22 protein-coding genes are annotated in these 18,605 nt (G+C 71.2%); 11 read left to right on the top strand and 11 right to left on the bottom strand.

What is annotated here, in order from left to right; genetic code table 11:
- Nucleotides 1-24: 24 nt before the first annotated feature.
- Nucleotides 25-816, bottom strand: a complete 792-nt coding sequence (locus DEJ03_RS14340) for an HNH endonuclease family protein (protein ID WP_258370831.1) — start codon at nt 814-816, stop codon at nt 25-27.
- A gap of 49 nt (nt 817-865) precedes the next feature.
- Nucleotides 866-4,288: a DEAD/DEAH box helicase gene (locus DEJ03_RS14335; RefSeq protein ID WP_146237738.1), complete on the bottom strand. Its 3,423-nt coding sequence runs from the start codon at nt 4,286-4,288 to the stop codon at nt 866-868.
- 436 nt (nt 4,289-4,724) lie between these two features.
- Here DEJ03_RS14335 and DEJ03_RS14325 point away from each other — a divergent pair, with 436 nt between their 5' ends.
- Nucleotides 4,725-5,726 (top strand): AraC family transcriptional regulator, encoded by a 1,002-nt coding sequence (locus DEJ03_RS14325; protein ID WP_110865116.1) that lies wholly within the window; start codon nt 4,725-4,727, stop codon nt 5,724-5,726.
- A gap of 43 nt (nt 5,727-5,769) precedes the next feature.
- Here DEJ03_RS14325 and DEJ03_RS14320 read toward each other — a convergent pair whose 3' ends face one another.
- Complete coding sequence (locus DEJ03_RS14320) at nt 5,770-7,182, bottom strand: amino acid permease (protein ID WP_110865115.1); 1,413 nt, start codon at nt 7,180-7,182, stop codon at nt 5,770-5,772.
- Nucleotides 7,183-7,258: 76 nt separating this feature from the next.
- Here DEJ03_RS14320 and DEJ03_RS14315 point away from each other — a divergent pair, with 76 nt between their 5' ends.
- Nucleotides 7,259-7,759 carry a DUF427 domain-containing protein gene (locus DEJ03_RS14315; RefSeq protein WP_110865114.1) on the top strand — a complete coding sequence of 167 codons (501 nt, stop codon included), beginning with the start codon at nt 7,259-7,261 and terminating at the stop codon, nt 7,757-7,759.
- Between the two features lie 93 nt (nt 7,760-7,852).
- On the opposite strand, the gene DEJ03_RS14310 is transcribed toward DEJ03_RS14315, so the two are convergent.
- Nucleotides 7,853-8,185 (bottom strand): hypothetical protein, encoded by a 333-nt coding sequence (locus DEJ03_RS14310; protein WP_111233944.1) that lies wholly within the window; start codon nt 8,183-8,185, stop codon nt 7,853-7,855.
- A 90-nt stretch (nt 8,186-8,275) separates the two neighbouring features.
- On the opposite strand from DEJ03_RS14310, the gene DEJ03_RS14305 reads away from it, so the two are divergent.
- The 3 genes from DEJ03_RS14305 (at nt 8,276) to DEJ03_RS14295 (ending at nt 9,669) form a co-directional block, all read left to right on the top strand.
- On the top strand, nt 8,276-8,656 hold the full coding sequence (locus tag DEJ03_RS14305; RefSeq protein ID WP_110865112.1) for a hypothetical protein: 381 nt from the start codon (nt 8,276-8,278) through the stop codon (nt 8,654-8,656).
- Nucleotides 8,656-9,138: a DUF6264 family protein gene (locus tag DEJ03_RS14300; protein WP_220034143.1), complete on the top strand. Its 483-nt coding sequence runs from the start codon at nt 8,656-8,658 to the stop codon at nt 9,136-9,138. Before DEJ03_RS14305 ends, DEJ03_RS14300 begins: the two co-directional genes overlap by 1 nt.
- A gap of 96 nt (nt 9,139-9,234) precedes the next feature.
- A complete protein-coding gene (locus tag DEJ03_RS14295; RefSeq protein ID WP_110865111.1) occupies nt 9,235-9,669 on the top strand; it encodes a hypothetical protein in 435 nt (144 codons plus the stop codon).
- Nucleotides 9,670-9,673: 4 nt separating this feature from the next.
- Here DEJ03_RS14295 and DEJ03_RS14290 read toward each other — a convergent pair whose 3' ends face one another.
- Both DEJ03_RS14290 and DEJ03_RS14285 read right to left on the bottom strand, forming a co-directional pair.
- Complete coding sequence (locus DEJ03_RS14290) at nt 9,674-10,294, bottom strand: hypothetical protein (RefSeq protein WP_110865110.1); 621 nt, start codon at nt 10,292-10,294, stop codon at nt 9,674-9,676.
- 373 nt (nt 10,295-10,667) lie between these two features.
- Complete coding sequence (locus tag DEJ03_RS14285; protein ID WP_071404196.1) at nt 10,668-12,122, bottom strand: APC family permease; 1,455 nt, start codon at nt 12,120-12,122, stop codon at nt 10,668-10,670.
- A gap of 97 nt (nt 12,123-12,219) precedes the next feature.
- On the opposite strand from DEJ03_RS14285, the gene DEJ03_RS14280 reads away from it, so the two are divergent.
- Nucleotides 12,220-12,648 (top strand): DUF6892 domain-containing protein, encoded by a 429-nt coding sequence (locus DEJ03_RS14280; protein WP_110865109.1) that lies wholly within the window; start codon nt 12,220-12,222, stop codon nt 12,646-12,648.
- Nucleotides 12,649-12,685: 37 nt separating this feature from the next.
- Here DEJ03_RS14280 and DEJ03_RS14275 read toward each other — a convergent pair whose 3' ends face one another.
- Together DEJ03_RS14275 and DEJ03_RS14270 are read right to left on the bottom strand one after the other, a co-directional pair.
- The gene (locus DEJ03_RS14275; protein WP_110865108.1) at nt 12,686-13,297 is read right to left on the bottom strand and encodes a uracil-DNA glycosylase; all 612 of its coding nucleotides are present in this window, start codon (nt 13,295-13,297) and stop codon (nt 12,686-12,688) included.
- Nucleotides 13,294-14,496: a glycosyltransferase gene (locus tag DEJ03_RS14270; protein ID WP_110865107.1), complete on the bottom strand. Its 1,203-nt coding sequence runs from the start codon at nt 14,494-14,496 to the stop codon at nt 13,294-13,296. The genes DEJ03_RS14275 and DEJ03_RS14270 overlap by 4 nt, the downstream gene beginning before the upstream one ends.
- 110 nt (nt 14,497-14,606) lie before the next feature.
- On the opposite strand from DEJ03_RS14270, the gene DEJ03_RS18055 reads away from it, so the two are divergent.
- A complete protein-coding gene (locus tag DEJ03_RS18055) occupies nt 14,607-14,798 on the top strand; it encodes an antitoxin VbhA family protein (protein ID WP_146245006.1) in 192 nt (63 codons plus the stop codon).
- Nucleotides 14,795-15,394 carry a Fic family protein gene (locus DEJ03_RS14265; RefSeq protein ID WP_181422736.1) on the top strand — a complete coding sequence of 200 codons (600 nt, stop codon included), beginning with the start codon at nt 14,795-14,797 and terminating at the stop codon, nt 15,392-15,394. The genes DEJ03_RS18055 and DEJ03_RS14265 overlap by 4 nt, the downstream gene beginning before the upstream one ends.
- Nucleotides 15,395-15,408: 14 nt before the next feature.
- Here the strand turns inward: DEJ03_RS14265 and DEJ03_RS14260 are convergent, their stop codons facing one another.
- Nucleotides 15,409-15,888, bottom strand: a complete 480-nt coding sequence (locus DEJ03_RS14260; protein WP_375342296.1) for a hypothetical protein — start codon at nt 15,886-15,888, stop codon at nt 15,409-15,411.
- Between DEJ03_RS14260 and DEJ03_RS18260 the strand changes: the two genes are divergently transcribed.
- The 3 genes from DEJ03_RS18260 (at nt 15,869) to ligD (ending at nt 18,199) form a co-directional block, all read left to right on the top strand.
- Nucleotides 15,869-16,042: a hypothetical protein gene (locus DEJ03_RS18260; protein ID WP_181422735.1), complete on the top strand. Its 174-nt coding sequence runs from the start codon at nt 15,869-15,871 to the stop codon at nt 16,040-16,042. The two genes, DEJ03_RS14260 and DEJ03_RS18260, sit on opposite strands and share 20 nt — an antisense overlap.
- Nucleotides 16,043-16,358: 316 nt before the next feature.
- Nucleotides 16,359-17,042 carry a G5 domain-containing protein gene (locus DEJ03_RS14255; RefSeq protein WP_110865104.1) on the top strand — a complete coding sequence of 228 codons (684 nt, stop codon included), beginning with the start codon at nt 16,359-16,361 and terminating at the stop codon, nt 17,040-17,042.
- A gap of 134 nt (nt 17,043-17,176) precedes the next feature.
- Nucleotides 17,177-18,199, top strand: coding sequence for a non-homologous end-joining DNA ligase (gene ligD, locus DEJ03_RS14250; protein WP_110865103.1), 1,023 nt, complete (start codon nt 17,177-17,179; stop codon nt 18,197-18,199).
- A gap of 35 nt (nt 18,200-18,234) precedes the next feature.
- Here ligD and DEJ03_RS18045 read toward each other — a convergent pair whose 3' ends face one another.
- Entirely contained in the window at nt 18,235-18,378 is a 144-nt protein-coding gene (locus DEJ03_RS18045; protein WP_155896788.1) for a hypothetical protein, read from the bottom strand.
- Nucleotides 18,375-18,536 (bottom strand): hypothetical protein, encoded by a 162-nt coding sequence (locus DEJ03_RS18040; RefSeq protein WP_163343780.1) that lies wholly within the window; start codon nt 18,534-18,536, stop codon nt 18,375-18,377. The genes DEJ03_RS18045 and DEJ03_RS18040 overlap by 4 nt, the downstream gene beginning before the upstream one ends.
- Nucleotides 18,537-18,605: the final 69 nt, after the last annotated feature.

Here is an 18,605-nt window from a genome sequence, read left to right as displayed (position 1 = left end):
TACACCTGTCGTTTAGCGGCGGAGTCAGCAGGCGTCCAGCACCCGCACCATCGCGTCTCGCTCCGCCGGAGCCACCCACAGGCGGTACTTCGCCTTCACCGTGACCTGGTGCTCGATGTAGGTGCAGCGGAACGCCTTGTTCGCGGGGAGCCAGGTCGCCGCGTCGCCGGAGCCCTTCTGCGAGTTCGAGCGGCCATCGACCGCGAACAGGTTCACCGGGTCGTTCGCCAGTGCCTGCCGCTCGGTCTCGGTGAGCCGCTGCGCCCCGGTGCGCCAGGCGTTCTCGAGGGCGACGACGTGGTCGATCTGCACGAGCGTCGAGGTCGTGTTGCCGCGCACGAAGTCCACCGTCGCACCCGTGTACGGCGAGACGAGGGTGCCGGTGAGGACCTTGCAGCGGCCCTCGCGGGTGATGCCGGCGAGGTCGCGGGCGAGGACGTCGTTCCGGGTGTCGCACCCGTTGTGGTCGACGTCGAGCCAAGCGCTGCCGAAGTCGCCGGTGCGGTCGTAGCCGGTGCCGGCTGCCTTGCCCTTCACGGGCAGGTCGGCCAGCTGGGTGCGTGCGCGGACCGCGTCGGCGTCGGTTCCGCGACTGACGGTCGGACTGGAGGCGGGGCTCGCCCCCGACGACGCCTGCTGCGGTCCGATCGTGGTCGTCTCCCCGGCCGTGGGGCCGCCCGCAGCGGTCGTGCCCGCCGCGTCGGCGTCCGGCCCGAGGACACCGGACGCGTCGAGTGCGTACCCGCCGACGGCGAGGGCCAGGACGACGAGGACGGAGGTCAGGGTGATGCGGCTGCGGCGTCGGCGGGACGTCATGCGGTGGGACTCCAGGTGGTGCGGGGCGGAACGGTGGTGCGGGTGTGGATCAGGTCAGCAGGGAGCGGATGTCGTCGGCGGTCAGGTCGTCGGCGAACAGCGCGTCGTCGTCGATCATCGTGGCGAACAGCTCGGCCTTGCGCGCGGCGAGGGCCAGGACCTTCTCCTCGATGGTGTCCTCGGCGATGAACCGCTGGACGCTGACCGACCGGGTCTGCCCGATGCGGTGCGTGCGGTCGACGGCCTGGGACTCGGCTGCGGGGTTCCACCACGGGTCGAGCACGAACACGGTGTCCGCCTCGGTCAGGGTGAGCCCGAAGCCGCCGGCCTTCAACGAGATGAGGAACGCCGGAGCGGTGCCCTGCCGGAAGCGCTCGATGACCTCCGGGCGCTTGCGGGTGGAGCCGTCGAGGTACTCGTAGCCGATGCCCCGGGCGTCGAGGGCGTCGGACACCATCCGCAGGAACGAGGTGAACTGGCTGAACACCAGGGCGCGACGGCCCTCTGCCGCGAGCTGCTCGAGTTCGTCGAGCAGCAGGTCGAGCTTGGCGGAGGGGATCGGCGTCGATCCCGACGTGACGTCCGAGTCTGACGACGACGACCCGGACGACACCAGCGCCGGCGACAGCGCGAGCATCCGCAGCAGCGTCAGCGACCGGAACACGATCATCCGGTTCTTCGACAGGTCGTCGATCAGGTCGAGGACCTTCAGTCGCTCCCGGTTCAGGGTGCGCTCGTACAGCTCCCGGTGCGCCGGGTCGAGCGTGACCCGGACGACCTGTTCCTGCTTCGGCGGCAGGTCGGCCGCGACGGCCTCCTTCGTGCGGCGGAGCATGAGCGGCCGGATCCGTCGGCGCAGCCGCCCGGTGAGTTCCTGCCGGGCCTCGCCGCGGAGCTCGGGCGAGGCGAGGGGCTTCACGTAGTCGTCGCCGAACCGGGTCCAGGTGGACAGCAGCCCGGGCGCGACGATGTGGAACAGCGCCCACAGGTCGGTCAGGCCGTTCTCGAGCGGCGTGCCGGTGATCGCGATCTTCACCGGTGCCTGCAGCTCCGAGGCCACACGGTGGGTCTGGGACTGCGGGTTCTTCACGAACTGGGCCTCGTCGAGCACCAGCGCCGACCACGGCAGGTCGGTCCAGGCGCGGGCGTCGAGCCGCAGCAGCGCGTACGAGGTGACGACGACGTCCGACGCAGCGGCGGTCCGGGCGACGAGCCCCGGGTCCTTCAGCGACGTCGAGGTCACCGTCGCGACCCGCAGCGACGGCACGAACTTCGCTGCCTCGGCCGCCCAGTTGCCGACGACCGAGGTCGGTGCGACGACCAGGAACGGGGGCGCGTCGGGCTCCGCGGCGCGACGGGCGGCGACCATCGCGAGCACCTGCAGGGTCTTGCCGAGGCCCATGTCGTCGGCGAGCACCCCGCCGATGCCGTGTGTCACCAGGAACGACAGCCACGCGTACCCGGCGTGCTGGTACGGCCGCAGGTCGGCGTGCACGGTGTCCGGCACGGGGACGTCACCCGGGGGAGTCGCCCCGAGCAGCCCCGAGGCGATCGCCTGCCACCGCTCGTCGTGCGAGGTCTCGTCGGCCAGCAGGTCGAACTCGGTCCACAGCCCGGCGTGCAGCGGCGTGACGGCGATCGGCTGGTCGGGCTCCCACTCGTCCAGGTCGCGGGCCTCGTCGATGAGCTCCTTGAGTCGGTCGAACGCGGGGTCGGCCAGCGACAGGTACGAGTTGTCGACGAGCTTGAGCCGTCGCTGCCGACCCGCGAGCGCGGTGAGCAGCGGCGTGAAGGGGATCTGCTTGCCGTTGACGCTCACGATGATGCCGAGGTCGAACCAGTCGTGCTTGTCCGACGGCATCGTCGTGACACGGATGTGCGGCCGCCCGCTCAACCGCTCGTAGTCGAGCCGCTCGCCCTGCACGACCGTGCGGACGCCGAGCGACGGCAGCTCGGGCAGGAACTCGTTCGCGAACACCGCGACGTCGGCCCCGTCGATGGTGCCGTCCTGGAACCAGTCCAGCCCGCCACCGGGTCCGGCAGGGCGGACGGGAGGCCCGGCCTGCGTCGCGTCGTCGTCCGGCGTCGTCGACGTGGTCGGCTCCACCGCCGCGGCCGGGTCCGCGACGGGAGTGTCGTCGGTGCCCGCCGGATCGTCGGCGGCACGGAGCCCGGACAGGTCGGGGAGTGGGCCGTGCAGGGACACCGGGTCCTTCCTGCCGTCGACGTGCCAACGCCAGTGCAGGTGCACGCGGTCGTCGGTGCGCGGGGCGCGGGCCGGCTCGAAGGTCGCGGTGAGCACGAGCTCCGGCGGGGTGCGTTCCGGCAGCTCCACCGAACCGTCGGAGCTGACCAGCCCGAGGGCGCCGCGCAACCGGGGCGACCAGTCGGCCAGGAACTCGTCGACCTCGGCGGTCGGCACGGTGATGCGGCTGCCCTCGACGAGCATGCGGCGCTGGTCCTCGGGCACTGGCGCCGGGGTCGGTGCGACGGCGACCGTGAACTCGGGGCTCTCGCGGAACACGTAGACGCCGTGGTCGCCGATCATCCGCGCTGCTCCGGGCACCACGGGCCGGCCGTCGAGCACGGCACTCGCGCCGATCACCACGGCGTCGTCGTGCCGGGCGACGTCGAGCAGCACCTGGGCCTGCGTCCCGAGCGCCGCACCGCCCTCGCGCTTCCCGGTGACGAACGCGATGTCGAGCGCCGCGGCCTGCTGCAGGAGCGGCCAGAGCAGGGGGCTCCGGAAGTCGTCGAGGTGCAGCCAATCGCTCTCACCCGGCAGGCCCGCGAGCTGCCCGGCGCGGTGCAGGGCGGCGAGCTGCAGGAACCAGGCGTGCTGCTCGGCACCGACGCCGAGCCGGTTCTGCGAGTAGGGGAGCGTGCCCCAGGTCAGCTGCCCGCGCACCCAGTTGCCGGCGTCGCTGCGGGTCACCGGACGGACCCCGAGCCGCACGCTGCGGGACGGCGCCGGCAGGGCGCGGCCGGCGGCACGGGCGCGCGAGGCGAGCTTGGCGGGGACCGCGTCACGCAACTCGAACTGCAGTCCCATCCGGGTGCCCTGCGGGGTGGGCGCGCGCTCGTCGTCACCGGCGAGGCGGGCGAGGTCGTGCCTCCAGTCCGAGGGCGGCGGAGCCGGCGTTTCCGGGCGTGGGCCGGCGTTCGCGGCGAGGGCACGCGCGTTGATGGTGAGGAGCGCGGCCGCGACGTGCTTGCAGTCGCCGCCGAGCGGGCAGCTGCAGGTGCTGCGGACCGGGCGGACGAAGTCGCCGCGCGCCGGGGTGGTGTCGACGCGGAGTTCGTACGGGTCGTCGGCGGTGCCGGACACGGCCGCGGTGACCGTGCCGTCGTCGTCGTGCCAGGTGGCGTCGTCGACCAGGCCGGCGCGGACGACGTCGCGTGCGCGGCCGAAGGTCTGCGGCCCGACGAAGCGGATGACGTCGACGGCGTCGATCATCGGGGCAGCAGGCACGGGACCATCGTGCCAGTCACCACCGACGATCTCAGCCGCCACCCTGTGCGACGAAGATCTGGCAGGACTACCGTCCAACTCGGAGCGCGACGACAGCGGTCCACGGAATCGATTGGAACTTCATGCCGGACCGACTGCGGTGGGTACGCGACTCAGCCGACCACTGGAACGGGTGGATCGACGCCGAGGTCGTGTGCGACATCACCCGGACCGACACGTACACCGTCGATTCCCCGGACCACTCGTTGACCGGCGGGCACTCGTCCTTCGAGAGCGCGGCGGCTCAGGTGCACGGCTGGGTTCGCTGGACCGGCCGTTAGGCCGCAGAGCGCAACCCGGTTGTACGTCCACCCGCTGCTCCCTAGCGTGAGAGAGCAGGCCGGGGGTCACCCGGAGGTGACCACACCGCTCTGCTCCAGGAGAGAGAGGTGTTCCCATGACCGACACGACCGAGTCGCAGGCGCCCGCTCCGGGTTCCGATCCTGCCGCACGCCCCGCTTCGCCGCGTTCGCTCGTCGCCGTGGCCGGCCAGGACACCGACGATGCCATCAGCTCGCTCGCCGGTATGTACGCGGGCAAGGCCTGGTACTCCCGGGCCCTCGACCAGGACTACTGGTTCAAGTACGTCGGTGTCGGTGACGAACGACTGAGCGTCCGCCGTTCCCAGATGCACGGCTACCTGCGCGGCGACGTCGCCACCGAGGGCGAGGTCGTCGTCCAGTGGCTCGAACGCGGCGAGGCCCGCGTCGACGTCGGCCGCGACGAGGTCCGCATGCAGCCCGGCGTCCCCACGCTGTTCCCCGTCGAGCGCCGGTTCGAGATGGAGTACCAGGACTGGGACCAGCGCCTGGTGCACCTGCGCCGGGACCTGGTGCTCGACGTCGCCGCCGAGGACCACCTGGTCGACGGCACCATGGCGTTCGACACCACGACGGCGCCTGACTCCGCAGCCCTCGGCCTGTGGCGGACCGCCGTGTCCGGCGCGCTCCGTGCGCTGCGCGAGGAGGGCGACGAGTCCCTCGCCTGGCACGAGGCGCAGCGTGACGTCGCCCGGGCCCTGTTCCGCATGTACCCGCTGCAGGCCGAACGGTTCCCCGCGGGCTACGGCACCCGCAGCGACGGACGGCTCCGGGCCGCGGTCGAGTTTATCCAGGCGCACGCCCACCAACCGCTCACCGTCGCCGACATCGCGCAGGCGGCCGGGCTGAGCATCCGCGGGATCCAGGAGTCGTTCCAGCGGGCGTTCGAGCGCTCGCCGATGACGTACCTGCGCGAGGTGCGGCTCGGACGGGTGCACGAGGAACTGCGGATCCTCGACCCGCAGGCAACTTCGGTGGCGGACGTCGCCCGGCGGTGGGGCTTCGCGCACATGGGGCGGTTCGCCTCGGTGTACGCGAACCGGTTCGGGGAGTACCCGCGGGAGACGTTGCGGCGTTGAGGGGCGCGGGCGTCGGCTGTGCTCGGCGCTTCCTCGGCCGTGCTCAGCGCTTCGCCGGCTCGGCCAGCTTGCTGTGCTTCCGTGAGTACCCGAAGTACACACCGAGCCCGATCGCGAACCAGATCGCGAACCGCACCCACGTCTCCCACTGCAGGAACGTGACGAGCCACAGCGACGCGATGACGCCGATGATCGGGATGACGGGCATGAACGGCAACCGGAACTGGCGGTCCAGGTCGGGCTGCCGGTAGCGCAGCACCACCACGGCCGAGCACACCACGACGAACGCGAGCAGGATGCCGATGTTCGTGAGCTCGGCGACGACACCGATCGGCAGCACCCCGGCCAGGATCGCCGATGCGATGCCGAGGATCCAGGTCACCCGGGTCGGCACGTGCCGCTTCGGGTCGGTCTTCGCGAACCACTTCGGCATCAGGCCGTCGCGGCTCATCGAGAACCAGACGCGCGAGGCACCGAGCATGAACGTCACGAGCACCGTGACGATGCCGACGATGGCACCGATCGCGATGACGTTGGCGACACCGCCGAGCCCGACGGACGCGAACGCCGACGAGAAGCCCGACGCCGGGTCGATGTCGGTGTACTTCTGCATCCCGGTGAGCACGAGCGTCGCCAGGACGTACAGCACCATCGAGATGCCGAGGGACAGCAGGATCGCCTTCGGCATGTGCTTGCGGGCGTCGGTGGACTCCTCGGCCGCGGTGGACATGGCGTCGTAGCCGAACACGGCGAAGAACACGGTCGCGGCACCGGTCATCACGCCGCCGAAGCCGAACGGGAAGTACGGGGAGTAGTTGGCGCTGTTGATGTGGAACACGCCGAGCACGACGATGAGCACGACGAGCGCCACCTTGATGCCGACGGCGACGAACTCGAACCGGGCGGCGCTCCGGATGCCGCGCGTGAGCACGAACGCGGTGAGCAGGCACAGCGCGATCGCGAAGACGTCGATCACGTGGCCGTCACCGGTGCCCGGGGCGCCGAGCATCCACGCGGGCAGGTCGATGCCGAACTGACCGACCAGGAACCCGACGTAGCCGGAGATGCCGATCGCGACCACCGCCACGATCGCCGTGTACTCGAGCAGCAGGTCCCAGCCGATGAACCACCCGACGATCTCGCCGAGCACCGCGTAGCCGTACGTGTACGCGCTGCCCGCCTTCGGGATGAGCCCCGCGAACTCGGCGTACGACAACGCGGCGGCGGCGCTCGCGACCCCGGCGACCAGGAAGCTGATCAGCACCGCGGGCCCGGCGACGCCGTTCGCGACGGTGCCGGCGAGGGTGAAGATGCCGGCGCCGATGATGCCGCCGATGCCGATCGCGGTGAGCTGCCACAGACCGAGGTGCCGTTTCAGGCCGCCCTCGCCCCCGGCCTCGTCATCGATCGTGTCGATGGGCTTCCGTCGAAACAGGGTGCGTGTCGTCGTCGTCACCCGCCCATGGTGCACCCGGAGGCGATTGCGCGCACGCACGCGGCTGCACCGCAGGCACCGGGCGTACACCTGGAGCATGCGCCACCCGAAGAGGACCGAGCCCGGCCCCGGCCAGGAATCCGTCTGGGACTACCCCCGCCCACCCGCCGTCGAGCGGGTCACCGCCCGCGTCGTCGTCCGTCTCGGCGGCACGGTCGTCGCCGACACGACCGACGCCGTCCGCGTGCTCGAGACCTCGCACCCGCCGGTCTACTACCTGCCGATCGCTGACCTGGCCGAGGGTGCGTTGGTCAAGGCGCCGGGATCGAGCATGTGCGAGTTCAAGGGCCTGGCGCGCTACTTCGACGTCGTCGGTGGTGACGGGACGGTCGCGAGCCGCGCCGCCTGGAACTACCCGACGCCCGTGCCCGGCTACGAGTCGCTGCGGGAACGCGTCGCGATCTACCCGTCGGCGATGGACTCGTGCGAGGTCGGCGGCGAACGGGTCCAGGCGCAGGACGGCGACTTCTACGGCGGCTGGATCACGGCGGACATCGTCGGGCCGTTCAAGGGCGCGCCCGGCACGCTCGGCTGGTGACCCGGCGTCGTCAGGCGGGGCGGCCCTGACCCGGGCCGACCCGTTTCGCGAGCGACGGGGCGGACGCGACCCGGGCCTCCCGGCCGGACCGCGTCAGCGGTTGGCGTACGGCGACCAGAACGGCGGCGGGAACGCACCCCCGGTCACGATCACGAGCACCTGCCAGACGAGCATGACGAGCCCAGCCGTCCCGATCACGATGCCGATCCACGACCAGACCTGCACGGCCCGGCGACGACCGGCGATCCGGATCGCCCGCCAGCCACTGAGCACGCACACCAGCCCGAACACCGCACCGAGCAGCACGTGCTGCACGGTCGACTGTGCAGGCACGATGATGCCGAGGTAGAACGCGACCGGTCCGAGCGCCACCGCGAAGGTCGCCGGGGCTGCCGGCGGTTCGTGGTCTCGAGCGACTGCTCCCATGGACCGCATGTTAGCGAGTGAACCTCGCTTCGAACACGTCCGAGTCGCGCAGCGCGGGCGCCCGGTCGCGGGAACGGGCACCATGGAGGCATGCGTTCCTTCTTCCGCGTCCTGCTCGGCCTGGCCCTCGTCGTCGCGGGCACGAGTCACCTCACCTTCGCGCGCAAGGAGTTCACGGCGCAGGTGCCCGACTTCGTCCCCCTGGACGACGACACGACGGTGCTCGCGTCGGGGGTCGCGGAGATCACGCTCGGCTCGGCCCTGGTGCTCGCCCCGAAGCCGGCCCGCCGCTTCGTCGGCTCGGCCGCGGCGCTGTTCTTCACGGTGATCTTCCCCGGCAACCTGTCGCAGTGGGTGAACCGTCGCGACGCCTTCGGTCTGGACAGCGACGAGAAGCGCTTCGTCCGCCTGTTCGGTCAGCCCGTCCTGATCGCGCTCGCCCTCTGGTCGACGCGCGGCCGGCGCTCCTGATGGGCGCGCCCGCGCGGCAGAGTGGCCCGGCCCCAGGGACGGGTCCCGGGTCGGGTCACGGGTCGGGTCCTGTGTCGGGTCCGGATCCGCTCGGGTCCGGCCCGGCGCGCTTCGGTCGGGAGGCCCGGCACCCCCTGGCAGGACGCGCTCGGGTCGCCGACGTGGTCGCCTCCACCGCCCTGCTCGTCGTGCTGACGGTCGGCGCGTTGGCAGCGGGTTGGGGGATCAGACTGATGTCGCTCGCGTTCGTGTCCTGCGCGGCGCCGGGCAACACCTGCAACGAGACGCTGGGGGACTCGGTCGTCGTCGTCGGACCGATCATCGTGGCGGCGGTGCTGGTCGCGACGATCGCCGTCTGCGTCCTGCGGCTCGTGCGGCGTCGGCTGACCTGGCCGGTGGTGCTCGTCGGCATGGCGGCGATCGTCGCGGTGTTCTTCGCCTCGCTGCTGCTCGTCGACAGCTCGGTCACGCACGGCATCTGAGGGACTCTTCCTCCACAGGCTGGGTTCGTGGAGCGGCTCTCCACAGAACCCGGACCGCGCCTCGGGTGGGGGCTTCCGGTTCGCCACGCTGGAGCCATGCCTGACACCGAGATGCTCGACCGCCTGATCCGTGAACCCGTCCGCACCGACGACGACGTCGTCCGACTCGTCGAAGCCGTCGTCGAACGGCCGCTGCGCCGGCAGTGCTGGGTGCTGTTCCTCGACGACCGCGGGATGTCGATCCCGTTCCTGTTGCCGATCGCCGACCTGCCGTACTCCCCGGACGAACACGTCGACGACTTCGCGGCCCTGATCGCCGACATCGTGGCGCAGCTCGGGGCCGTCGACGTCGTGCTCGCGTGGGAACGCCCCGACGCCGACCGGCTCTACCCGGTGGACTGGGAGTGGGTCGACGCCTGCGCCTGTGCCCTCGACGAGCAGTCGGTCCGGCTCCGCGCCCAGGTCGTCGTGCACTCCGGGGGAGCCGCGATCGTCGAGTTCGACGAGGAGACGCAGGCGGTGGCCTCGTGAGCGGTCAGCCCTGGGGAGCGGCGTCCGGCACGTCCTGGCCGGTGAGCTCCTCGACGATCGCCTTCGCCTGCGGCCACGACTTCGCGTAGTGGTCCGGATCGGAGTTGATCTGCACCGCGTGCGCCATCTGCGTCGGGCTCATCGTCTTCCAGCCGGGGACCTTCACGAGCTTCGTGTAGAACATCGTCGCGGCCGTGTACGGGTCCATCCGCTGCTCGTACGTGCCCCAGGCGCCGTTGTCGCGCTGCTGGAACAGGCCGCGGCTGTCCGGGCCCGCGGCGTCGCCGTGGTCCAGGTTCACCAGGCTCGACTCGCCGATCGCGGTCATCACCCCGACGGCCTGCGTGTGGGGGCCGATGCCGAGCGCCTGGGCGGCTTCGATCACGTGTGCGGCGTTCACCAGGCGGTTCTGGCAGAAGCCGCCGACGGGGCCGGCCGGCACGACCATCCCGCCGATCGTCTTCGAGGCGACGGCCGGGCACGCGGGCGTCGGGGTGGCGGCGCTCGACTTCGCGATGCCGGCGAGCGAGTTGACCGCGATCACCACGAGGACGACCACGCCGATGCCGACCGCCACGATCCCGGCGCCGAACACCGAGGCGAGGGTGATGCCGACACGGCGCATGACGGGACCTCTCGAGGGGCTGGGCGGGTGCTGGGCGGGCGGAGCGGGAAGAGCAGCACGAGCGTACGGGCGCCTCCTGGGAAGCCTGCGGCGGCCCGCCGTGATCGCCCGTTCGGGGGTTCGGCGTTCGGCGTTCGGGGTTCGCCGCGGGTTGCTCGCCGCGGGGAAGGTGCCTCCCCGGCAACGAGTGACGGTTCTGGTTCACGAAGCGGGGGCTTCGCGAACCAGAACCGTCACGGGTCACTCGGGCGCGGCGGTCACCGGTCGCGTCGGTCGGCCCGTCGACCCCGACGCAGGCGCCAGCCTCCGGCGGACAGCGACAGCGCGGCGATCACCGCGATGACGACGGTCCAGATGACACTGGTCGCGTCCATCAGACGTCGCGGTGGTCGTGCGGCGGGCGCTGCACCTTCGTCGGCTCCGTCACGAGTCCGGTCGGGGCCTTCTCGGCCTGCTTCCGTCCGTGGGTGAACCAGGTCAGGATCCAGAGCAGCACGCCCAGGGCCAGCAGCGCGCCGGCGATCTGGTACTGCTGCGGGTCACGACCGGACGAGAACGGCAGGACGAGCCACAGGCACGTGATGATGCCGATGACCGGGATGATGACGCCCGCGCGGAAGTGCTTGTGGTCGACCTTGTCGCGGCGCAGCACGAGCACGGTCACGTTCACGACGGCGAACACCGTCAGCAGCAACAGCGAGGTGGTGCCACCGAGGACGACGACGATGGGGGAGTCCGGGTCGAGCGAGACCCACCCGATCAGCAGCAGCGAGATGAGCGTGGTGAAGACGATCGCGGTCGACGGGGTGCGACGGGCGGGGGAGATGCGGGACAGGAAGCCCGGCAGCACGCCCTGCTTGCTCATGCCGTAGAGCAGGCGCGACGCCATCATCATGTTGATCAGGGCCGTGTTGGCGACGGCGAACATCGAGATGAAGGGCAGCAGGTCGGCGATCGGGAAGTCCGGCGCGGCGGTCTGCACGACGGTGACGAGCGGGGTCTCGTTGCCGGCCAGTTCACCGATCGGCACCACGGCCACGGCGCAGATCGACACGAGCACGTAGATCACGGCGGTGATGCCGAGACCGGTGAGCATGATCTTCGGGAAGATGCGCGAGGGGTCCTTGGTCTCCTCGGCCATGTTGACCGAGTCCTCGAACCCGACCATCGCGAAGAACGCCAGCGACGTCGCGGTGCTGATCGATAGCAGCAGGGACTTGTCCTCCGGCGTCTCGAACATCACGACCCGCGAGAAGTCCGCGTTGCCGCCCGCGATCGCCCAGAACCCGATCAGGATCACCATGACGAGACCGGACAGCTCGACGAGCGTCAGCACGACGTTCGTCTTGACGCTCTCGCTCACCCCGCGGAAGTTGATGAACATCACCGCGAGCATGAAGCCCATCGCGATGAGCATCACCACGCCGTTCGGCAGCTCGATGCCGAACCCGGCGCCGAGGTTCGCCGCGAACGCCCGCGATGCCGTCGACGCCGACGTGATCCCGGAACACATCACGATGAACGTCACGATGAAGGTGACGAAGTGGATTCCGAACGCCTTGTGCACGTAGAGCGCGGCACCGGCGGTCTGGGGGTACTTCGTCACGAGTTCGAGGTACGAGAAGGCCGTCAGCAGCGCGACCGCGAACGCGATGAGGAACGGGAGCCACGCTGCCCCGCCGACCTCGGCCGCGACCTGGCCGGTGAGCGCGTAGACACCCGTGCCGAGGATGTCGCCGACGATGAAGAGCAGCAGGAGCTTGGGACCGATGACCCGGCGGAGCTCGTGCTGCTCCTGCTGTGGGCGGTCCGTCTTGGTGGTGGCCATGCGTCACCCTTGCGCGCGGAATGCCTTTCTGTCCAGTCCCACAGGAAGGTTTCTCGCGATCGCAACACGGTCGCTCGGCGACGGATACGCTCCGGCCATGGACCAGCAGTCGAACACCACCGAGGAGCCCATCGAGTTCGCGGACTTCAACGCGAAGCTCCTGGTGCTCGACGTCCTCTGCTACGACCTCGACGTCCTGGACCCCTACGACCCGGACGCCGAGGACGAGACCGACGAGGACCTCGACGTCGACGGGCAGGACGACCGGGCGCGCGAGTACTACGACGACCTCGACCTGCTGCCGTCGCACCTGTCGCTCGTCACCGAGATCACCGTGGACTCCGACCTCGAGGTCCTGCAGGACGTCCACCCCGGCTGGGACGGCTCGGACGACCGCTTCGACCCGCAGAACTGGGACGACCTGCTCGACCTGCCGGAACTCCGCACCGTGTACGCCGCCGCACCACTGCCCGCCCACGTCGCCGAGCGGCTCGCGGCCAAGGGCGTCGAGGTCCGATCCGCCTGAGCGGGACGCGACCGGGACGGACCGGGCGGACCGACGGCTAGCGGTCCAGCGCTCGCAGCTGTTCGGTGAACTGCTTCGCGCCGCCCTGCGCCGGGTGCCGCACTGCGGTCGCCTCGATGCCGGCCAGCGCGAGCGCTCCCTGCGCCTTGCGACCGACGGCGACCACCCGGACCCGGTCCATACCGCCGAGGGCCTCCAGCAGCGCGAGGGCGACGGGCGCGCCCGAGCGGACCTCGGCGGGCCGCGGCGTGCGGTTCGTCAGCCGGTCCGGCGCCACGAAGGGGTGGTGCGGGAAGATCGCCCACGCAACGGGGAGCGCACCGCGCCAGCCCTCCAGCGCGGCGTGCACGACGCGCGACGAGGCCTCCCACGGTGCCGTCGGCTCCAGCGGGACGCCGTACTCGGGTCCGAGCTCGCGCATGCTCGTGAACGGCACACCCGTGTTCGTCATGCCGCGCCACCCCGGTGCCTCGGCCACGAGCAACGTGTCGGCCCCGGGCCCGGACTGCTCCAGGTACCGCGTCAGGTTCGCCCGTCGCAGTCGTCCCTCGGGCGTTCCGACGTCGTAGAGCGCCTCGGCGTCCGACTCGACGGGCACGGCGTCGAGCGCGGCCCAGAACGCCGCGAACCGCCCGCCCGTCCCGCTCACGAGCGCCCGAGCACCCGGCGGTAGACGTCCTCGAGTCCCGCGGCCGACCGCTCCCAGCTCAGGCGCTCCGCGTGCTCCCTCCCCGCCGCGGCGAGCCCGGCAGCGTAGGGCGCATCGGTCAGGATCCGCTCGATCTCGTCCGCCCACTCCTGCGGGTCACGCGACTCGAGCACGACGCCCGTCTCCCCGTCGACCACCGCCTCACGCAGGCCCCCGGCAGCGGCGGCCACGACCGGCACCCCGGAAGCGGAGCCCTCGAGCGCGACGAGCCCGTACGTCTCGGAGTGGGACGGCACGAGCACGGCTGCCGCGCCACGGAACAGGAACGCCAGATCGGCACGCGACTGCGGCCCGATGAAGGTGACGTGGTCGGCGATGCCCCGCGCGTCGGCGAGCCGACGCAGTTCGTCCACGTAGTCGCCCGCCTCACTCGAGACGTCGCCCGCGATGACCAGGGTGGGGCGGGCCTCCAGGCTGATGTCCGCGATCGCCTCGATCGCCAGGTCCAGGCCCTTGAGCGGCTGCACGCGCGCCGCCGCGACCACGTAGGGGGTGGCGGCGCGGCGCGCACCGACGGCGGCCGGGCGGAAGACGGACCCGTCGACCCCCGGCGGCACGATCCAGATGCGGGCGTCGTCGCCCCCGAGCCGGGTGCGCACGGTCGAGGCCTCGGCCTCGGACACCACGACGACGGCGTCCGACTCGCGAGCGAGCAGCTCCTCGCCGGCGATGCGGCCGGCGGACTCGGGGCGTTCGCCCTCGGACAGCGGCGTCGCCGGGTCGGCGGCGATTGAGTGGAACGACTGCACGTGGGGGATGCCGCGCTCGCGGGCGACGGGCAGCGCGGCGGCGCCGGAGAACCAGTGGTGCGAGTGCAGGACGTCGAACGGCCCGAGCTGCTCCAGCTCGTGGCGGAACGGTTCGATGAACGCGTCGTGCTCGCCCTTCGGCACCGGCTCGGCCGGCCCCGCGGACAGGAACCGCAGGCACACGCCCGGCACGAGCGACACCGAGTCCGGCTGCGTCGGGGCGGACCGGCGCGTGATGATGTCCACTTGGTGGCCCAGGTCGGCCAGCGCCTCGGCCTGGTGCCGGACGACGACGTTCATGCCGCCGACCTCGCCCGAACCGGGTTCGTCTCCGGGGGAGGTGTGCAGCGACACCAGCCCGATGTGCAGGGGTTCGGTCGTCGCGCTCACCGCTCAACCCTAGCCGCGCGGCCTCCGCTGCGACGGGCGTGCGGGTGCCACCACGACGGGCCGTCCTGGCGGGTCTGGAACACGTGACCGCCCCGGCGTAACATTGGTGCATGCCCAAGCGAATGGTTCGGACCGTCTCCGGCTCGGAGCGCGTCAAGCGGACGCGCGCCGTCGCCGCGGTGATCCACTCCGGGCGACTCGAAGGATTCAAGGACAACCCCGAGTGGATCCGGTACATGGACCGCTTCGCGAAGGGCGAGATCAGTCGCGAGGAGCTCCGGGCTTTCGCGCACCGTCGGTGAGTCTTCGACCCGACGGCGGGTACTACGACGACCAGTACGTCCTCCGCAACAAGTTCGGGGCCACGAGCCGTGACCAACTCGCGGAACTCGAGGTCCCCGAGGTGCAGGACCGGGAGTTGGACCTCCTGCTCGGTGAGGTTCCCGGACTCGCGGGGCTCCTGCCATCGGAACGGGTGCGCCGTATCCACGCCCATCTCTTCCAGGACGTCTACGTCTGGGCAGGCCAGTACCGGCTCGACGGCATCGCGAAGAATCCTGACGAACCGTTCCTGGCGCCTGAACTGATCCCCGTACGGATGGCCCGGCTGGACGATGAGCTCGCTTCGCCCAGGATGCCGGAGCGTCCTCTGGACTTCTTGACCGAACAGTTCGCGACGCTCAACTACATCCATCCCTTCATGGAGGGCAACGGGCGAACCCAGCGGGAGTTCTGGCGCGAGTACGCGGCCGAACGTGGTGTCGTGCTCGACTGGCGGAGGGTCACGACAAATGAGAACCATCACGCCGCCCGCCGGTCGATGCTCGGTGACCTGCAACCCCTTCGCGAACTCCTCACGAAGGTGATCTGCACGGCGGCTGCAACGGGCGAGATCTGATCCTTCTCGCGCCGTCAGCGCTGCGACGGGCGTGCGGGTGCCACCACGACGGGCCGCCGGCCCGCCTCGTCCAGCGGGTCGGTGGGGAGGGCCGGATCACCTCCCAGGATCTGCACGCGCTGGTCGCCGTGTCGCTCCCAGAACGCCGCCGTCCACGCGCACAGGGCACCGTCGAGCAGGTCCTCGCGGTGCTTGTGCGTCGGACCGTGCAACACCGACGGGTCGGCGAGCCGCTGCGTCAGCGGATGGGAGTCGAGCAGCAGCGGCGGGTCGAGCGGGGTCTCGCGCAGCCGCCGGACCAGCTCGTCGAAAGCCTCGGCGCGACGGGCACGTGCCTCGGCGGCGGGGATCCGGAGGTCGAGCCGCTTGTACCGGGGTCGTTCCACGTCGTAGCCGAACTCCTCCACCCCGACCAGGGTCGTGTACGGGTAGCACTCGAACATCGCCGGACCGGTGCGTCGTCGCATCGACTCCGTGTCGGAGACGTACCCGATGCCCTGCGTGGTCAGCCGGTCGAGCAGCGCTGCGCCGGCGCTCGCCGCCGACGCCTGGTTGGTCGGGTTCGCCGCGACCTTCCACCGGCCGTACCGCTGCCCTGACCTGCCGCTCGGACTCGCGGATGCCCGTCGGGTTCGTCACGACGAGTGAGGCGTCCACGGCGATCAGGGATCGTGGCCCGACGTTCCCGGCGATCCAGTCCATGACGGCGTCGACCCCGCGGGCCCAGCCGGCGTCGGTGATCGTGCCATCGTGGTCCATCGCGACCAGCCCGGTCTCGTTCGCGGCCTTCCGTTCGGAGCCGAGCCCCCACGCGAGGTCGATGCCGAGGTACGCGTTCACCCGCCCATCCTGCCCGGTGGACGGTTCATCCTCACAGCGCGGCTGCCCCGGAGTGGGGGTGCAGCGGTCGACGGAGCACGGGGCACCCTGGATCGTCGTACCGAACTCGAGGGGATGTCGCAGGATGCGCTGGTCAGCACTACCGACGAAGGCGAAGGCTTCGGTCGTCGTCGCGATCGCAGCGGTGATCTGGGTCGGGGGCGTGGGTACCGCCGGTGCTGTGGTGGGCGCCGCCGTGACGAGTGCGAGCCAGGACTCTGCTTCCCCGCGAGCCGTCGCCGACGCCACGACGACGACCCCGACACCCAGTTCGACGCCGACGCCGACGCCGACTCCGACGCCGGTCGTCGAGGTGTCGGAGGTCTCGAAGGACTTCCCGATCCACTTCCGGAAGACCACCATCGACGATCCGGCCCTCGCGAAGGGTCAGACGCGGCTGCAGACAGCGGGCGTCGACGGCGTGCTCACACGGACGTACCGCGTGACCACCACCGACGGCGTCGAGACGGACCGAGTCCAGGTCTCGAAGACCGTGTCGACCGCCCCGGTGACCGAGGTGACCGCGGTCGGCTCCTACGTCGAGCCGGCTCCAGCCCCCGCGGCTCCCGCGCCTGCGCCAGCCGCTCCCGCCCCTGCTCCCGCGCCCGTCGAGCAGGCGCCCGCGCCGTCGCACGACTTCATCACGCCCGGGGCGTTCTGCGCCGATGGGCAGGCCGGAGTCGTCGCCCAGGCCGCGAACGGCAACTCGTACACCTGCGGCGGCAAGGGCCCTGACGCGAACGGCCACCTGCACTGGAACGTGATGTGAAGTCTGCCCGCAAGACACCGGTGTCCGCGCGCTGAACACCGCCCTGCGCGTGTTCGACCGGCGAACACCGGTGTTCTGCGGAGGTGCACACCCGGCTGCGGGCGGGCGGCCGGCACGCGTGTACGGTCCGCTGCATGGCGAGCGAAGCGACGACGGTGCGGGTGCCCGGTCCCGACGGTGACCGCGAGGTCCGGATCAGCAGCCCCTCTCGGGTGCTCTGGCCCGAGGCAGGCATCACGAAGCTCGACCTGGCGGAGTACCTCGTCACGGTGGGCGACGCCTTCGTCCGGGCGAACGGCGACCGGCCGATCTCGCTGCAGCGGTTCCCGGGCGGCGTCGACGGCGAGCAGTTCTTCTCGAAGAACCCGCCGAAGGGAGCCCCCGACTACGTCCGCTCGGTGACAGTGACCTACCCGAGTGCCCGGTCGCACCCGCAGCTCGTGATCGACGAGCCGGCCGTGGCGGTGTGGGCCGCACAGATGAACACGGTGGTCTTCCACCCGTGGGCCTCTCGTGCCGAGGACAGCGACCACCCGGACCAGCTCCGCATCGACCTCGACCCGCAGCCCGGCACCGACTTCGGCGACACCGTGCCGGTGGCCGAGGAACTCCGGAAGGTCCTCGACGAGGTCGGCCTGACCACCTGGATCAAGACGAGCGGCAACCGCGGCCTGCACGTGTTCGCGCCGATCCGCCCCGAGCACGAGTTCCTCGAGGTCCGGCACGCGGTGATCGCTGCGGCGCGCGAGCTCGAACGCCGGATGCCCGACCGGGTCACGACGGCGTGGTGGAAGGAAGAGCGAGGGCAGCGCATCTTCGTCGACTTCAACCAGGCGAACCGCGACCGCACGATGGCCGGCGCCTACAGCCCCCGTGCCCTGGCGCACGCGTCGGTGTCCACGCCGATCGCCTGGGACGAACTGCGCACCACGGACCCGACGACCTTCACGATCCGCACGGTGCCGGAGCGGCTGCGGACCACGGGCGACCCGTGGGAGTCGATGGGGGAGCAGCCGGGCAGCATCACACCGCTGCTCGAGTGGTGGGAACGGGACCTGGCGAACGGCGAGGGTGAGTTGCCGTTCCCGCCCGACTTCCCGAAGATGCCGGGGGAGCCGCCGCGCGTGCAGCCCTCACGGGCAAAGAAGCCGAGCTGACGGCGAGCAGCCGAGCAGCCGGGCCGAGCGGAGCCTCAGGCTGCGGAGGAGACGTCCCGCTGGCGGTCCGGGTCCTCGACGCGCGTGGTGTGCGTCGGCAGCCCGATGCTGGCGGTGTGCAAGCGGGTGAGCCGCGACCAAGTGCCGCGGTGCACGTCGGTGATGCCGTCGACGATCACGAGCCGAGTCCGACCGTGACGAGTGCGAGCGCGGTGGCGGTCACGCCGGCGATGGCGCTGATGACCGCGCTGAGCTGCAGGACGCGCTGGCGACGTGCCTCTCGGACTTCTGTGAAGGGGCTCCGCCGAGGGTGGCGGACAAGCGTGCTGGTGCTCATGTCGATCCGCTCCGATCCGGGCATCCAGACTGGACGCCTCGTGCTGCTGAGATCATCCTGGCACGGCTT

This window comes from Curtobacterium sp. MCLR17_043, assembly GCF_003224215.1.
Taxonomy (GTDB): Bacteria; Actinomycetota; Actinomycetes; order Actinomycetales; family Microbacteriaceae; genus Curtobacterium; species Curtobacterium flaccumfaciens.
Note: the sequence above shows the minus strand (reverse complement) of the source record. Positions and strands in the feature narration are given on the sequence as shown.

Coding starts and splice junctions, on each gene's coding strand:
- DEJ03_RS14280 (WP_110865109.1), top strand. CDS start 12,220: ATGGACCAGCAGTCGAACACCACCGAGGAGCCCATCGAGTTCGCGGAC.
- DEJ03_RS14325 (WP_110865116.1), top strand. CDS start 4,725: ATGACCGACACGACCGAGTCGCAGGCGCCCGCTCCGGGTTCCGATCCT.
- DEJ03_RS14315 (WP_110865114.1), top strand. CDS start 7,259: ATGCGCCACCCGAAGAGGACCGAGCCCGGCCCCGGCCAGGAATCCGTC.
- DEJ03_RS14305 (WP_110865112.1), top strand. CDS start 8,276: ATGCGTTCCTTCTTCCGCGTCCTGCTCGGCCTGGCCCTCGTCGTCGCG.
- DEJ03_RS18055 (WP_146245006.1), top strand. CDS start 14,607: ATGCCCAAGCGAATGGTTCGGACCGTCTCCGGCTCGGAGCGCGTCAAG.
- DEJ03_RS14255 (WP_110865104.1), top strand. CDS start 16,359: ATGCGCTGGTCAGCACTACCGACGAAGGCGAAGGCTTCGGTCGTCGTC.
- DEJ03_RS14295 (WP_110865111.1), top strand. CDS start 9,235: ATGCCTGACACCGAGATGCTCGACCGCCTGATCCGTGAACCCGTCCGC.
- DEJ03_RS14290 (WP_110865110.1), bottom strand. CDS start 10,294: ATGCGCCGTGTCGGCATCACCCTCGCCTCGGTGTTCGGCGCCGGGATC.
- DEJ03_RS14340 (WP_258370831.1), bottom strand. CDS start 816: ATGACGTCCCGCCGACGCCGCAGCCGCATCACCCTGACCTCCGTCCTC.
- DEJ03_RS14285 (WP_071404196.1), bottom strand. CDS start 12,122: ATGGCCACCACCAAGACGGACCGCCCACAGCAGGAGCAGCACGAGCTC.
- ligD (WP_110865103.1), top strand. CDS start 17,177: ATGGCGAGCGAAGCGACGACGGTGCGGGTGCCCGGTCCCGACGGTGAC.
- DEJ03_RS14310 (WP_111233944.1), bottom strand. CDS start 8,185: ATGGGAGCAGTCGCTCGAGACCACGAACCGCCGGCAGCCCCGGCGACC.
- DEJ03_RS14300 (WP_220034143.1), top strand. CDS start 8,656: ATGGGCGCGCCCGCGCGGCAGAGTGGCCCGGCCCCAGGGACGGGTCCC.
- DEJ03_RS18040 (WP_163343780.1), bottom strand. CDS start 18,536: ATGAGCACCAGCACGCTTGTCCGCCACCCTCGGCGGAGCCCCTTCACA.